Annotated in this window: 20 protein-coding genes; all 20 read left to right on the top strand. The window is 50.8% G+C overall.

Translation table 11 applies throughout. From position 1 onward, the window contains the following. The first annotated feature begins 122 nt into the window (after window positions 1–122). A complete protein-coding gene (locus ACEYDX_RS09115) occupies window positions 123–377 on the top strand; it encodes a hypothetical protein (RefSeq protein WP_373741708.1) in 255 nt (84 codons plus the stop codon). 238 nt (window positions 378–615) lie between these two features. Next, on the top strand, window positions 616–1,125 hold the full coding sequence (locus tag ACEYDX_RS09110) for a single-stranded DNA-binding protein (protein ID WP_373741707.1): 510 nt from the start codon (window positions 616–618) through the stop codon (window positions 1,123–1,125). A gap of 73 nt (window positions 1,126–1,198) precedes the next feature. Further along, complete coding sequence (locus tag ACEYDX_RS09105) at window positions 1,199–1,852, top strand: lytic transglycosylase domain-containing protein (protein WP_373741706.1); 654 nt, start codon at window positions 1,199–1,201, stop codon at window positions 1,850–1,852. A 64-nt stretch (window positions 1,853–1,916) separates the two neighbouring features. Then, entirely contained in the window at window positions 1,917–2,237 is a 321-nt protein-coding gene (locus ACEYDX_RS09100; protein ID WP_373741705.1) for a hypothetical protein, read from the top strand. Between the two features lie 21 nt (window positions 2,238–2,258). Next, entirely contained in the window at window positions 2,259–2,690 is a 432-nt protein-coding gene (locus ACEYDX_RS09095; RefSeq protein WP_373741704.1) for a VirB3 family type IV secretion system protein, read from the top strand. Between the two features lie 7 nt (window positions 2,691–2,697). Then, window positions 2,698–5,007 carry a conjugal transfer protein gene (locus ACEYDX_RS09090; RefSeq protein ID WP_373741703.1) on the top strand — a complete coding sequence of 770 codons (2,310 nt, stop codon included), beginning with the start codon at window positions 2,698–2,700 and terminating at the stop codon, window positions 5,005–5,007. A gap of 101 nt (window positions 5,008–5,108) precedes the next feature. Further along, window positions 5,109–5,756: a type IV secretion system protein gene (locus ACEYDX_RS09085; protein ID WP_373741702.1), complete on the top strand. Its 648-nt coding sequence runs from the start codon at window positions 5,109–5,111 to the stop codon at window positions 5,754–5,756. A 17-nt stretch (window positions 5,757–5,773) separates the two neighbouring features. Next, window positions 5,774–5,980, top strand: a complete 207-nt coding sequence (locus tag ACEYDX_RS09080; protein WP_373741701.1) for a conjugal transfer protein TraH — start codon at window positions 5,774–5,776, stop codon at window positions 5,978–5,980. A 60-nt stretch (window positions 5,981–6,040) separates the two neighbouring features. Continuing rightward, window positions 6,041–7,009: a type IV secretion system protein gene (locus ACEYDX_RS09075; protein ID WP_373741700.1), complete on the top strand. Its 969-nt coding sequence runs from the start codon at window positions 6,041–6,043 to the stop codon at window positions 7,007–7,009. A 22-nt stretch (window positions 7,010–7,031) separates the two neighbouring features. Next, window positions 7,032–7,493, top strand: a complete 462-nt coding sequence (locus tag ACEYDX_RS09070; RefSeq protein WP_373741699.1) for a cytochrome C oxidase subunit III — start codon at window positions 7,032–7,034, stop codon at window positions 7,491–7,493. A gap of 14 nt (window positions 7,494–7,507) precedes the next feature. After that, complete coding sequence (locus tag ACEYDX_RS09065) at window positions 7,508–7,666, top strand: pesticidal protein Cry5Aa (RefSeq protein ID WP_373741698.1); 159 nt, start codon at window positions 7,508–7,510, stop codon at window positions 7,664–7,666. 215 nt (window positions 7,667–7,881) lie between these two features. Further along, on the top strand, window positions 7,882–8,625 hold the full coding sequence (locus ACEYDX_RS09060) for a virB8 family protein (protein ID WP_373741697.1): 744 nt from the start codon (window positions 7,882–7,884) through the stop codon (window positions 8,623–8,625). After that, the gene (locus ACEYDX_RS09055) at window positions 8,622–9,461 is read left to right on the top strand and encodes a TrbG/VirB9 family P-type conjugative transfer protein (RefSeq protein WP_373741696.1); all 840 of its coding nucleotides are present in this window, start codon (window positions 8,622–8,624) and stop codon (window positions 9,459–9,461) included. Before ACEYDX_RS09060 ends, ACEYDX_RS09055 begins: the two co-directional genes overlap by 4 nt. Beyond that, a complete protein-coding gene (virB10, locus tag ACEYDX_RS09050; protein WP_373741695.1) occupies window positions 9,458–10,678 on the top strand; it encodes a type IV secretion system protein VirB10 in 1,221 nt (406 codons plus the stop codon). The genes ACEYDX_RS09055 and virB10 overlap by 4 nt, the downstream gene beginning before the upstream one ends. Window positions 10,679–10,769: 91 nt before the next feature. Continuing rightward, window positions 10,770–11,864, top strand: coding sequence for an ATPase, T2SS/T4P/T4SS family (locus ACEYDX_RS09045; RefSeq protein ID WP_373741694.1), 1,095 nt, complete (start codon window positions 10,770–10,772; stop codon window positions 11,862–11,864). A 36-nt stretch (window positions 11,865–11,900) separates the two neighbouring features. After that, window positions 11,901–12,032, top strand: coding sequence for a single-stranded DNA-binding protein (locus ACEYDX_RS09040; protein WP_373741693.1), 132 nt, complete (start codon window positions 11,901–11,903; stop codon window positions 12,030–12,032). 11 nt (window positions 12,033–12,043) lie between these two features. Continuing rightward, a complete protein-coding gene (locus ACEYDX_RS09035; protein ID WP_373741692.1) occupies window positions 12,044–12,439 on the top strand; it encodes a single-stranded DNA-binding protein in 396 nt (131 codons plus the stop codon). A 58-nt stretch (window positions 12,440–12,497) separates the two neighbouring features. After that, complete coding sequence (locus tag ACEYDX_RS09030; protein WP_373741691.1) at window positions 12,498–13,010, top strand: thermonuclease family protein; 513 nt, start codon at window positions 12,498–12,500, stop codon at window positions 13,008–13,010. Window positions 13,011–13,133: 123 nt separating this feature from the next. Further along, window positions 13,134–13,568, top strand: coding sequence for a hypothetical protein (locus tag ACEYDX_RS09025; protein ID WP_373741690.1), 435 nt, complete (start codon window positions 13,134–13,136; stop codon window positions 13,566–13,568). A gap of 27 nt (window positions 13,569–13,595) precedes the next feature. Continuing rightward, on the top strand, window positions 13,596–14,765 hold a 1,170-nt coding region (locus ACEYDX_RS09020), incomplete at its 3' end, for a type IV secretory system conjugative DNA transfer family protein (protein ID WP_373741689.1).

The raw sequence follows: 14,765 nt of genomic DNA, 5'->3' as shown, positions 1-14,765 counted from the left end.
GTGGAGATGGCGATGCCGAATTCTTTTGCGGCTCTACGAATCGTCCATCCTTGACGGAGTTTTTTGAGCACGAGTTGTTTGAAGTCTTGTGAATAGGCCATGGTGGAATTGTATCGAATAATATGTTTATTTGCTATATAAATTACCCCCACAGAAAAAAACGCATAGCCCATCTTGGGCAGGAACATCTGCACGAACATGCTGCATTATCGGGCGGTATCGGTCTGAATCATGGCACAAATTTGGCACACCCCAAAATAGGCGGTGGCAAAGAAAAAAGCCTAAACGCTTGTTTAGGCTTTAAAAACTTGGTGGGTCGTGAAGGATTCGAACCTTCGACCAACGGATTAAAAGTCCAAAATATAAAATATAACTAATTGTTTTTTAACGAATGCGAAGCCTGCAACTTCAGCCACAGACAGCCACATGTGCCCTTATTCAGTCACAAATTTGGCACACCCCAAAAAACATAACCGTAAGCCTGTTTTTCATCGAATCGGTTTACGGTTATGATTTTTATCCGAATTAAGCAACACAATTTAATAACAAAAGTTATTGTTTAAGGCCGTCTGATTTATTTCAGATGGCCTTTTCCTTTTGCGAAAGAGTATAAATATGTCATCCCTCAACAAAGTTATCCTTATCGGCCATTTAGGCCGCGACCCTGATACCCGCTATATGTCCAACGGCGAACCTGTCTGCAATTTCAGCATGGCTACCAGCGAAGCATGGAATGACCGCAATACCGGTCAGCGTCAGGAACGCACCGAGTGGCACAACATCACCCTTTACCGCCGTTTGGCCGAAATCGCTGCTCAATATCTACGCAAAGGCAGTCAGGTCTATATCGAAGGCCGCATCCAAAGCCGCAAATACACCGGTAAAGACGGCATCGAACGCACCGCCTACGACATCATCGGCAGCGAAATGAAGATGCTCGGCAGCAAATCGAATGGGGCGCATCCCAGCCAAACGGCTTCTGCTCAACAGGGTACTTCTGCCCCCATGACCGCAGCACAATACGCGGCAGCCAGCGGTGGCAGCCCGATTGAACCACCGGTACGGAAGCAGTCTGCGACATCTGTGGCACCGGTTGACGATATTGACGATGATATTCCGTTCTGAGTTACACAAGTCCGTCTGAAAATCTTCAGACGGCCTTTTTGTTTTCCCGTTACCCAAAAGGAGATTGAATCAATTGAAAACATCCATTCTGACTGTTTGTTCCGTTGGAGCGGCGTTGGCATCCGGTGTCTGCGCCGCCTCCCCTTATCCGCAGTATCAGCATCTGGTTGAAAAACATGCTGCGGCACAAGGGTTGGACAAAAACCTTGTATGGGCGGTTATGGCGCGCGAAAGCGGCGGCAACCGTTATGCCCTATCTCCCAAAAACGCCCGCGGCCTGTTGCAGGTTATTCCGCCGACGGCTGCACGGATGGGAGTTAATCCCAAATATCTGTACAACCCCGAACACAACATCATCGCCGGTACACGCTATCTGCGGTTTTTAAGCAACCGTTACCGGGGCAACATCGATTTGATATTGGCCGGGTACAACGCGGGCGAAGGTGCGGTGGACAAATACAGGGGCATTCCCCCTTACCGCGAAACGCAAAACTATGTCCGGCTGGTCAAAGCCCGCTATGCCCGTCTGAACGGTCATGCACTTCCCGTGCAGTCGGAAAAATTTGCGTTTGCCAAAGTTTCCGACAGTAAGCCGGTGCAGAAAGCATCTGTAACCGGTACACGCTTTTCAAATCAGCCTGCACGGGCGGTTAAGGCCGTGCACCCAGTCCAAATTGCCCAACACGTTCCGGAACGTAAGTCTTGGGATGTATTTGGTGATTTTTAGTCCGCGGCCTGTTGGCCGTTTTTCTGTATCCGCCGTCCGGCGGTTTTTTTTTTTGGAGTTTTAAATGAAATATGCAAGTAAGAACACCCGCGAATGGGTCAAAGCCGCTTTATTTTGTGCAATATTGGGGGGTGCTCAGGTAGCGTTGGCTGCCGGCGGTTTGTCAACTGCCGAAAACTCCCTCAAAGAATGGTTCAAAGAGTGGTACAACATTTTGGCGGTTGTTTCCGGCGTAATCATCGTCGGTGTCGCTATTTTGGGTGCGATGAGGGAAATGCAATTCGGTGACATTTTAAAAGTCTGCGGCTGGATTTTCCTCGTCGGTTGCGGTCCTGCTTTGGCTATGGCCATTTTCAAGTTGGGTCAGAACACCTCTTTCGGTTAACCCGCATAAGAAAGAAACTAAATGAACGAACTCCCCGATATAAATATCGACACGGAATACGGCACCTATGAAGGGTTGTCCCGTGTTGCAATGGTGTGGGGTGTGCCGCTGATTCCGGGCTTTATCATTGTGATGGTTTTTATGTCCGCAACGATGTTCCTACTGCCGTTTTACGATTTAAAGGCAGTAGGCATTTTTTTGCTGGCCATTCCCTGTTTGGTGTTTCTGAGATATATCACCAAAAAAGATGATCAGGCGATACGGATATTGTGTTTGGAAATTTACTGGTGGTTTGTCAGAAGGAAATCCAATCTTTTCGGCGATACCTTAACCATTACCGCAACCAAATTTGGAAGAGAACGCGATGATTACATCCGATGTATTAACGAAAAATCTGAGGAGGCAGCCGTCGCTGCAAGGCTTTTTTCCGAAAGTCAGTCGACACGTTGCTGAACATATTGTGCACTATGAAGACGGTTATTTGGGGTTTGCCGTCAAATTCGACGGCATCCCGTTTGAAGGAGTAAACGATGGCCATTTAATCGCAGCAAACGAAACCCTTTGCCGGGTATTGAATGCCGCAGGCAAACAATACGGCAACCGGCTTGCCATATGGACGACGTTGCAACGTCAGAAAATTGATTTGAAACGGGACTATGTTTTTCAAAACAAATTCTGTCAGCAGTTTGCCGACCGGTATATCGGCGAACAGTTCAACCGGAAAGATTATTTTGAAAATCTGTTCTATATTTCCTGTGTGTTGAAATACAGCGATTTTTCAGACGGCATCGAAGAAGCACATGAGTTGTTTGATTTAATCGTCAAGGGATTGAATGCTTTTGACCCGCAGCCGTTGGGCACTTTTCAGAACGACAACGGTGTAATATTTTCCGAAGTTTACCAATTTTTCGGAACATTGGTTAACGGCGGGTTAAGGGAAAATATTCCTTTAACGCCGTCGGCGGCATATAAAGTCATTCCGGCTGCCGACCTGCACTTCGGTACGGACATTATGGAAATCCGTACCGCTTTGCATCGGAAGTTTGCAACCTGTTATGACCTGAAAGAATTTGGTAAAAGCAAAATAATGACTTTGCTGAAGGTGTTGTCCCTGCCGTGTGAATTCACGCTGACGCAGAGTTTCATCTATACCGAGAATGCAGATATGTTGTCGGCTATCGGTCAGCAGCGCAATGCTTTGATCAGTTCTAAAGACAAAGCAAAAGACCAACAGGCCGAACTGGAAATCGGTGAAGGAGAACTTTCAGCCGGACGGACGATGTTCGGAGATTATTCGAGTTCACTTATTGTTTTTGGGGATACGCCGAAAGCCGCCCGTAAAAACGGTTCGACGGCCATGACGGAATTTCTCAATGCAAACGGATTCCGTTTTGTCCATGCCACCGGTTCGATGCCCGCCACGTTCTTCAGTCAGATTCCCGGATACAAACACCGTCCCCGCATGATGCCGAAAACCACGGTCAATCTGGCGACCGTTTTCGGGATGCACAACTATTCCCAAGGCAAAAGCTGGGGGAATCCGATTGGCGACGGTTCTCCGGTCATGCCGCTGAAAACGCTGTCCAATACCCTGTTTAACCTGAGCCTGCATTACAGCCGTAAAGACATCGATACAACCGGCAAGAAGATTGCAGGCCACACTTTGATAACCGGTGCGACGGGTACGGGTAAAACGGCATTTGAGACTACCGTCTTGGCCTTTATGGAACGGTTCAATCCTTACCTGTTCGTACTGGATTTGGACAGGGGGATGGAGATTTTCGTGCGCGCATTGGGCGGGACGTATTACGCCATAGAAGAAGGTGCGGACAGCGGTTTGAATCCTTTCCAACTGCCTGACTTGCCGAAACACCGGAGTTTTCTCTACCGGTTGGTCAATCTGTGTGCCGGCGGGGCGAATCCGGCGGAAGAAAGACAGATCAAACTGGCCGTCGATACGCTTTTCCAACTCGATTTCGAGCATCGGAATTTCAGTACCCTGCTGGACAATCTGCCGTATTCCACCGATGCCAACGCATTGCGTACCCGTCTTGCCAAGTGGTGTCGGAGCGAAAACGGCGAATACGCTTGGTGTTTGGACAGCCTGAGCAACCGTTTCGATCCGGAAGCGTTTTACCGCATCGGCTTGGATGCAAGCTGTATTCTCAAACGGGACTATGAACCGACCGGCCCGGTATTGTCCTACCTGTTCTATTTGAAGGAGATTATGGCCCAACGTGTGGCAGATGAAGGAAGTTTGCTGGCTTCGGTCATTGCCGAATTCTGGTATGCCGACCGCTTTCCCATTACGTCCGAACTGATGCTTAAGACGCTGAAAACCGGCCGTAAATTGGGTGAGTTTATGATTTTGGATTCACAGTCGCCGGAAGATGCTGCAAATTCCCCGAATTTTGCCGCCATCGTCCAACAGACACCGACCAAAATATTCTTACCGAACCCCGATGCCGGCAAAGAATCCTACATGAAGTGCGGTCTTTCCGAAAAAGAATGTTCCGAGCTGCTCAAACTACCGGTTGAAAGCCGTATTTCCCTGATCAAACAGGGTAATCAGAGTGCATTCGCCACCCTTGACCTGCACGGTTACGATAACGAACTGGTTGTACTTTCCGGCACATCCGAAAACGTTGTCCTGATGCACCGCATCATGGAAGAAACGGGCAGCGAAGACCCCGATGTATGGCTGCCGCTGCTTTATCAGGCGGTATCGGACAGAAAACCGTCCGCCTCCCCCGGCAGAAAGGCCGTCTGAAACATTTCAGACGGCCTTTCTGTTTTCCCCGCCGCCTTCGGGCGGCTTCCACCTATGCGCCGCCAAAAGCGGCGTTTTCTTTTTATCCATAGGAGATTCAAATGAATTTCAAAAAGTTAAAAAAAACCGCTGCGGCGGTATTGTTGGCAGGCGGTTTGACCGTCGGTACCGTGCCTGCGGCATCCGCAGGCGGTATTACGGTTGTCGATCCTACTGCCGTCGGCAAATTGGTTTCGCAGATTGAAAACCAAGTCAAACAGATTGAGGAACTGAGAAATCAGGTCAAGGCTGTGACCGGCAACCGCAATTTGGGCAACATTCTTCAAACGGAAGCTTTGGAACAGTTGCCCGATGAGTGGAAAAAGGTCTATGAATCGGCAAAAGGTTTCAAAGACGGGAACTATAAAGACTTGCTGTCGTCTAAGGGCTATAATCCGAATGCCGACAACGAACGTTTGACCAAACAGTTCGATTTGTCGCTGCGTGCAATCAAAGATTCCCAAGTCCGGGTTAAGAACATTAAGGCTCTGATGAATCAGGCCAATCAGACCAAAGATGCGAAGGCGGCAGCCGATTTGCAAAACCGGATTGCGCTGGAAAACGGCATCATCCAGCAAAACCAAACCAGTCTCGATATACTGGCACGCCATATGGAACTGGAAGAAAAAGTCCAAATGAAAAAGCGAGCCGAACGTAATAGTTGTATCCGCCAAAACCGGATTAACAATACCAATAAATCCTGTGGTTAACTGAAAGGACATCTGAAATGAAACTTCGACTGTCAGGTCTAATCTGTATGGTAGTTTTACTGGCTGCCTGCGGCAAATCCGAAGAAGAGAAGTTTTATGAACAGATGAACAAAGACAGGGAGATCGCTGAAATCAATCAAAAACGTAATAGTTGTATTCGTCAAAATCGAATCAATAATACAAATATTGATTGTAATCAGAAGTATCCACGTCCAGAAAAGTAACTACTGGTATATCCCCCAAGCCACCGTTTATACGGTGGCTTTATTTATTTGGAGACGTTTATGTCGACTTTTTTTGCAGATGTGGCCAAAACGCTCGGTGCGGATTTGGGGCAGAACCTGCTGGACAAGACCGGAGACTTTATCGGCCAGATTACGCCGCTGTTTACGGCCTGTTTCTCCCTGTATGTACTGTTGGTCATTTGGGATTACTACCAATCGAACCTGAATGTCGCCGCCGTCGATTTTTTTAAAAAATGTATCGGCTGGATTCTGATTATCGGTCTTTCTTTCGCCCCTTCCAACTATATGAAGCTGGCAGGCATTATCTATAACTTGCCTGACGAAATCGCCGGTATTTTTGCCGGCGGGTACAAAGTGGAAGCATCGGCGATGGATGCCAGTTGGAAATTGTTAACGGATTTATTGGATAAAATATCTGAAATTCATGACCAACACAATTGGATGGAAATAGGTGTGCATTTCGGATTGGTGCTTAAAATCGGCTTGGTTATCTCCCTTTGCGGAGCCTTGGTGGTCGGCCTGTCCTTTGCCTTCTATATGGTCGCCAAGATTTCGCTGGCTTTGGTGCTGATGCTGGGTCCGCTGTTTCTCGGCTGTCTGCTGTTTCCGTCCACCCGTCAGTACGCAATCAACTGGATAGGCCAATGTCTGAACCATATCATTACCTGTACGATGTTCGTGCTGCTGACCAAATTGCAGATGGCGGCATTCGATAAAGCCGTCAACATGGCCTTGAGCGGCGGTGTGGCGGATTACGCCGCGGCCGAACTGCTGCCGCCGCTGTTTCTGCTGCAAACCATCATTTTCCTTGTCGTTGTGTTTAATATTCCGTCCATAGCCTCGGCATTGACCGGCGGTGCGGCGGTATCGGGGGCAACCCGCCAGTTGATGTCGCTGGCCAACGGAGCGGGTGCGGCAGGCCGTCTCGGTGGCGCAATGCTGAGTGCCGCCTCCACCCGGCGCAGCGGCGGCAATATCACGCCCATGTCGAACAAACGTCCGTCTTAACTTGTACCGTAAGGAGTAAATCATGACCGCACGCCTGTCTTGGGTGGCATATGTCCAATATTTCGTTATCGGCATTTTGCTGTATCTGTTTGTCGTGTCGTCGGCGTTTTCCGTCGTGTCCGGACTGTTCGGTATTGCATTGGGCAAAACCGCCGCCCAAACCATACTGTACGGCCTTTCCCTACTGTATCTGGCCGGTTTCGGATGGATTCTGTTCAAACTCAGCCGCTGCCGTGCCTACATCGACGAGACGGGCGTGTGGTATTACAGCGGGCTGTTTCCGTGGTCGGAAGGCATCCGCGGGGTACGTTGGGAGAATTTCGACCAAGTACAATACGGACAAAGCGTTTTCGGATGGGCGGCACACAGTTATACTGTTTACCTGCTCGACAGATACGGCCGTACCGTTGCCGTCAGAAACCTACGCAACGGACGTGAATGGAGTGCAGCAGTAAACGATTACGCTTTTGAAAAATTCGGATGAAAAGGAGACGGTATATGAAACTGTTGATGGGTTTGGGCGTTGTATTCGGTTTGACGGCGGTGGCTTACTTCAACCGCCACAGCGACATCGCCCCGGCCATTATGATGGCTCTGGTCTTTCCGATTGCCTTAATCGGCCTGTTCGGAGCGGGCCGCGACCGTTACGACGACTGATTTTTTTACATTGCACGATAAAAGCCCGACGGCATCTGCTGTCCGGGCTTTTTTTGTTCCGCATGATTTTGTTATTTGCCAAAGGATTCAACCGACATGAAAAAACTGATTCTGCTGGCGGCATTGTCCGCCGCCCTAACCGCCTGTTCGTCCGCACCGAAACAGCCCTACGGACGGGCATTTCCGATTAACGCACAACACAACGGAGTAAGATAATGTTTTCTTTTAAGCGTAAAAACAAACAGCCCAAAACGGAAGAGCAAATACAGAAAGAACAGACCAAAAGCATCCGCAAAGAAGCAAATCAGATGATGCTGATGGCTCGGGGCTTTGAAGCATCTCTGGTAGATAAGGCACAAAAAAGCGAACTGATATGGAAGCGTCTCGGTATCGGGGCACTGGTGATTTCCGGTTTGTCCGTTGCAGCCGTTTCCGGTTTGACCCCCTTGAAGGAAGCTGTCCCTTTCGTGATCAAAGTCGATAATGCCACGGGAACCACCAATGTGGTAACCACCATTAAAAACAAACAGATGACCTATGACGAAGTAACGAACCGCCATTGGGTTTACCAGTATGTCCTTTTTCGTGAAAGTTATAACTGGAACAACATTCAGGCATTTTATGACACAACCAAACTCTTCAACGGTCCTGACGTACAGGCAAAATACAAAGCCTTTTACGAAAGCCCCTCCGCGCCCCATAAAATATTGAAGCAGAATTACGAAGTGCTGGTAAAAGTAACCAATATTTCGTTTGTCGGCGATTTGGCGCAGGTACGGTTTGAAAAACGGCTGGTTCCTGCCGGCAATTCCGAAATCAAACCGTCTCCTCCCCAAAAAATGATTGCCACCATCGGCTTCGAGTTCAAATCCACCCCGATGACCCAGGCAGTCCGCGATATTAACCCGCTCGGTTTCCAAGTACTGAGCTACAACGTTACCGAAGAGGTTGCGCCATGATGAAACACACGCTACTGATAACCGGCCTGATGGCCGGTTTGTCGTTTCAGACGGCCTCTGCCGCCGTCAATCCGAACCGCTCCCCCTACGACAGCAGGATTCAGCATGTGAACCACAACCCTTACGACGTGGTAAATGTCCGGGCCCAAGTCGGTTATGCCTCCCTGCTTCAGTTGGAGGAAGGGGAAACCGTCGATGTCAATAATCCGGTCAACGAAGGGTTGGTAACAGGGTACGGCAAGGCATGGGGGGTCAGGGTACGCGGCAACAACATCTTCTTCAAACCGACCAAGCCGCAGCCTGCCACCAACCTGCTGATGGTATCCAACAAAAACCGCCGTTATTCGCTGGATTTGAAAATGGCCAACAAAAAGCATCCGCCGACATTCGTACTGGAGTTCCGTTATCCGCGCGAATCCCGCAGAAAACAGCGTGCGGAAATGGAAAAACAGGCTCAGGCAGCAGCCGTGATCCGTGCCAGCGAAGCCCGCAATCCCGTTCGCGGCGACTACAACCGCAATTACTGGGGACGGGGCAAAAAAGACCTTGCACCGACCGAAATATTCGACAACGGCCGCTTTACCTACCTGCGCTACGACAATGACGAAAAAATGCCTGCGGTTTTCCGTAAAAACGCCGACGGTTCGGAAAGCGCGGTCAACAGCCACATTGAAGGCGATACGCTGGTTATCCACGAAACCGCCAAGAACTTCGTACTGCGTCTGAACAAATCGGTACTGGGTATCGAAAACCGCGGTTACAAATCCAAAGGCAGATTCAACCTGACCGGCAGTACCCAAAGCCGTACCGTCCGTATGAAAAAGGAGAAAAAATGAATCCGAATGAAATCAGACCTGACCATGACTTCAGATCCGACGACGAGATGCCCAGTTTGCGGGAACGCATCGGCGACAACAAAATCGAACGGGGCATTCCGACTGATCTGAATGTAAAAAGCAGAAAAACCATGACTACCGTGCTTTTTCTCATTGCCGCGTTGGTCACGGCCGGTGTTGCCGTTGCCGGTATCCTCAATTACTCCGGCGATTCAGACACTCAGGAACAAAAAGCGGAAGAAATTATGGACGGCAAAGCCGGCAGTAAAAACTTCGCCTCGGAAAAGGAAGAGCTTGAATTGGCTACGAAGTCCGCATCTGCCGCTTCCGCAGCCGAACCTGCCGCAGCCAGCACCCCGAAAACCGCATCCGCCGCTTCCGATATACAGCCTGCGGCAACCGTTCCCGCATCGGAACCCGAAACGGACGAGCGGCTGGATGCCGACCTGTCTCCGCAGGGCATGGACGGTACGGGCGGCAGTTCGGCCGCGGCCGCACAAATTTCCGGCAGTCCGTCCGGCGGAACGGAAACAGACGCAACGGAAGGCGGCGCATCCGCACCGCAGGGAAATCCGCTGACCGCCAAACTGCGTCCGGGTACTTATCAGGCCGCCGTTGCCGAAAACCGTGGCGATTTGACGTATGTCCTGAACCGTGGAACGGGCATTCCCTGCGTGACCACCACCAGGATTGTCACTACGCATCCGGGACTGACCCGCTGTCAGGTAACGCGGGACGTGTATTCCGCCAACGGCAAAACGCTGCTGGTCGAACGCGGTTCCACCATCATCGGCGAACAGACTTCGGCCCTGACCCAAGGTCAGGCGCGCGTATTCGTACTTTGGAACACACTCGAAACCCCGAACGGTGTCCGTGTGGCATTGGACAGCCCGGGCGGGGATGCACTCGGTGCATCGGGTCATCCGGCCAAAGTCAAACACCACTTTTGGCGGCGCATCGGCGGCGCAGTCATGATCAGCATGATTCAGGAAGTGGTGGCGGGCGCAAACAACCGCCAAAGCAACCGCAATACGGATGTGAATTTTGAAAGCACCACGGAATCCGCTCAGGATTTGGCAACGGAAGTGCTGAAAAACAGCATCAACATTCCGCCGACCGGTTATGTCAACCAAGGCACCGAAATCATGGTTTTTGCCGCCCGTGATGTCGATTTTTCAGGAGTGTACGAAAACGTAACCGTTTCCGACCGCTACTGACCCGAAGCCGCTCCCGAAAAGGAGCGGCTTGATACATGGCCGTCTGAAAACTGCGGCCATGTATCAAGCCGTTTTAAAACAGGAAAAAACAATGATTCACGACAGTTCTACCTCTTCGCGTAATTTACTCGACAATCTGAAGCTGACCGAATATCTCAATACCCCGGGCGTTACCGAAGTATTTATCAACCGTCCCGGAGAAGTATTTGTGGAAGATACCGACGGCTGCCGCCGTATCGAACGGCCGGATTTGACGCTGCCGGTTTTGGAAAGACTGGCCAATACCCTGTGTACGTTCAACAAAAAACACATCTCGTATGAATTCCCGATTCATTCCGTCACACTTCCCGACGGCGAGCGCGGACACATCATGATGTCGCCGAGTTGCGAAAACGGGACGGTTGTCTTTGCCTTCCGCAAACCGTCAGACAGCCGTTTTTTAATGTCGGACTATATCAATACAGGCCGTCTGAACGGATTTCGCGACGTATCGGGACACGGTGTGATTGACCGCCGTACGGAATCGGAAATCGAAATTGAAAGCCGTTGGATGCGTGACGTATCCGACAGAATGAAACTGCCGCACGACATCAAATTGGCCGACTGGCAGTACAAAATGTTGGAACACAAGGCTAACGGGGAACTGAACGAATTTTTCAGGATTGCCATTGAGCAAAAACTGAACATTTGTTCGGTAGGACCTACCGGCTCCGGTAAAACCACTTTTAGCAAAACCCTTGCCGATATGATTCCGGTTCACGAGCGGTTGGCGACCATTGAAGACACCCACGAACTCAATTTGCCTTTGCACCCGAATCATATCCACCTGTTTTACAGCGCGCATATTACGGCCAAGATGATTATTGCTGCCTGTATGCGGCTGAAACCCGGGCGGATTTTTCTGACGGAGTTACGCGGCGACGAGGCATGGGATTATCTCGCTGCGCTGAATACGGGGCATCCGGGCGGATTGACTTCCGTCCATGCCAACGGTGCCCGCGACGTCCACCACCGTATCGCGCAGTTGGCCAAAGAATCTGCGACGGGGCAGACAATGGATCACAACTACATTCTGAATACGGTACGGTCAACCATAGACGTTATCTGTTACTTTGAGAAAACCCGTCTGAAAGAACTTTATTTTGATCCGGTCGAAAAATACTATGCCATGCAAGGCCGTCTGTAAAAACCGTTTTTTGTAAACTTTAAAAAGGATTGCACTATGCCATACCTGAACCGCATCGAAGTGATGGGCAATTTGGGCAAAGACCCCGAATTGCGTTATTTGTCCAATCAAACGCCTGTAACGACCATATCCCTTGCCTATAAGTCCGTATCCCGTTATCAAGTTTAAAGGAAACCGAAATGCCGTTTGTAAACAAAATCGAACTCATGGGTAATCTGGGCGGTGATCCGGAACTGCGGTATATGCCCAGCGGCCACGCCGTCTGCAACATCCAGCTTGCCGTTACCGAAAAGTGGACGGACAGGGAAACGGGCGAAATACAGGAGCGCACGGAATGGTTTGCCGTCGTACTGTACCGCCATGATGCCGAAACGGTCTGCCGGTACATGAAAAAAGGCGACTGCCTGCAAGTATGGGGCAAACTGCAAACCCGCCAATATACCGACCGCAACGGGACAGAGCGCAGCAAAACCGAAGTCATCGTTACGGAGAAGCAGATTATCCATACCCGCCAGCGGGCGGCACCGCAACCGGCCGATACCGCCAGCGGCGTTATCCACGACCTGATGAAGTAAGGCCGTCTGAAAAACAAACCGGCTGTTTTTTACACAGCCGTTCCTGATGGAGTGACCCGTGTTTCCGAAATTGAGACAGGCGGCCGGTGCGATACCGGCTGCCGTTCTTTTATCCGTCGCCACCGCCGCAGCGGGCTGGTGGTATCACGGTCTGTCCGACACCGGACATGAGTTCCGCTGCCGTGTGGTCGGAATTGCCGACGGCGATACCTTCCATTGCCTGTCCGGGCAGGAAAAGACGACCATCCGTCTGCACGGTATTGATGCCCCGGAAAAAACACAGGCTTACGGCCGGGATGCCCGGCAGTTTTTGTCCGGACTGGTTTTCGGGAAAACGGTGTCCGTTACCGTCCGCGGTAAAGACCGGTACGGCCGCACACTCGGCAGGGTTAATGTAAACGGACGTGATGTCAATCACGCGATGGTCGCCGCCGGATATGCCTGGGTGTACCGACGCTATGACGAAGATGCCGCGATGCTCCGTGCGGAAGCAGCGGCCAGAATCGGCAAATCGGGTTTGTGGGCGGATGCCCGCCCGGTCAATCCGGCCGATTACCGCCAACGGCATTGACGCAGGCCGTTTTACCGGTATCCGGGGCAGCCGGGTAAAAAGTATCTGTTCCCTTTTCCCTCAAAACCGTGAGCGGCCGTTTGTAGCGGCCGCTTTTTCTTTAACTGCACAAGGAATGATGTCATGACCAAAGCCGAAGCGAATGTTTTCTATTTTGTCCGTGTATCCGTTTATGCGCTGAATGCCGCAAAAATTCCGGTTTTAGACAAACCCGGTCGGATATGGGTACGCATTATCGAATGCCCGCCGCTGAAAAGTACCGAAGACCTGTTCCAATATATTATTCATAATTTTGATGACATTTTTGACAGAGAATCGGAAATGTGCGTCTTAGATGCGGTTACTCCGGTCTGTTGGCCCCAACAGTCGCACATGGTGCTGACTTCGCCCGACACCGGTACGGGTCTGGGGGACATAACGTCAAATACTTCAGATTCGAGCATAACAATCCTTACCAAGCCGTTGGCCGATTTGATTTCGTCTGAAGAACGGATTTTTACGATTGAAGACCCCAATGAATTGGATTTGCCCAACCATACCAAACGCTCGCCGTTGTGAGGGCTTTTTTTCGGAGTTTGATTTGACATGAATAAAGGCAAAATTTGGATCGGGCTTTCCGTTGCCGCCGTCTTTACCGCTGCGGCTGCGGCGGCCGGAATGTACCTCGGCAGTATGGTTTACCGTCTTTGGCTCGGTCTCAAAACCGAACCGTCGGTAGGAATGCTGTGGAAATACTGGCAGCACATCGACCGTCTGCCCGAAAACATGGTGTTTCCGTTAAAGGCCGCATCGGTTGTCGCAGGATTGGTTCCGCTGCTGGCCTTGGCGGTCATCCTGTTTACCCTGTTTTCCAAACCGAAGCGGGAGTTGCATGGCTCGGCACGGTTTGCCAACCGCAGGGAAATCAAAAAGCTCGGGCTGCTGAAAGAAAAATTCAATCCAGATGAAGCCCCCGACCTGCTGATCGGCAAATACGGCTCGGATTATCTGCGTTGGAGCAGCAAAGAGTTTGTCTATCTTGCCGCCCCCACCCGTTCGGGCAAAGGTGTGGGCATTGTGATTCCCAACTGCCTGCATTACCGTGGCAGCATGGTGGTGTACGACCCGAAGATGGAAAACTTTCTGATTACCGCCGGTTTCCGTGCCAAACACGGGCAGGAAGTGTTTCTGTTTAACCCCGGCGGCCGCCTGCCGGAACACGAACACAATCCCAATGCCCCCTTGGTCAGCCACCGTTGGAACCCGCTGACTTATGTGCGCCGCAACCCTGTTTACACCTATAAAGACGCGCAAGGCGTGGCGGCGATTCTGTATCCCGATCCGCCCAATCCAAACGGCAGCACAATGTTTTTTGCCGAATCGTCCCGCAAACTTTTTTCAGGGCTGCTGATGTACCTGATCGAAACCGAGGGCGAGCGCGATTTAAACCTGCCTGAAAACAAAACCACGCTGTCCAACCTGTTCCGCCTGGCTACCCCAAAGAACGGCAAAACATTGGCTGAATGGATTAAAGAAGAGGTGGAGTTGCGAAAACAGCAAGAGCATACGCGCCTGAGTGATAACTGCGTTACGTTGCTGACAGACTTTGCCAACGGAAATGCCAAGACCGGTGCGGATATTGTTTCCACCATGACCACGCCGTTGAGTATTTTCTTAGACCCGGTGGTGGAAGCGGCCACCAGCGGCGACGATTTCTATTTGGACGATGTACGCAAAAAACCGATGACTATATATGTGGGGGTGCTGCCTACCGAG

Source organism: Neisseria sp., assembly GCF_041804105.1.
Lineage (GTDB): Bacteria > Pseudomonadota > Gammaproteobacteria > Burkholderiales > Neisseriaceae > Neisseria.
The sequence above is the reverse complement of the archived record's forward strand: the minus strand, read 5'-3'. Positions and strand labels throughout refer to the sequence as shown.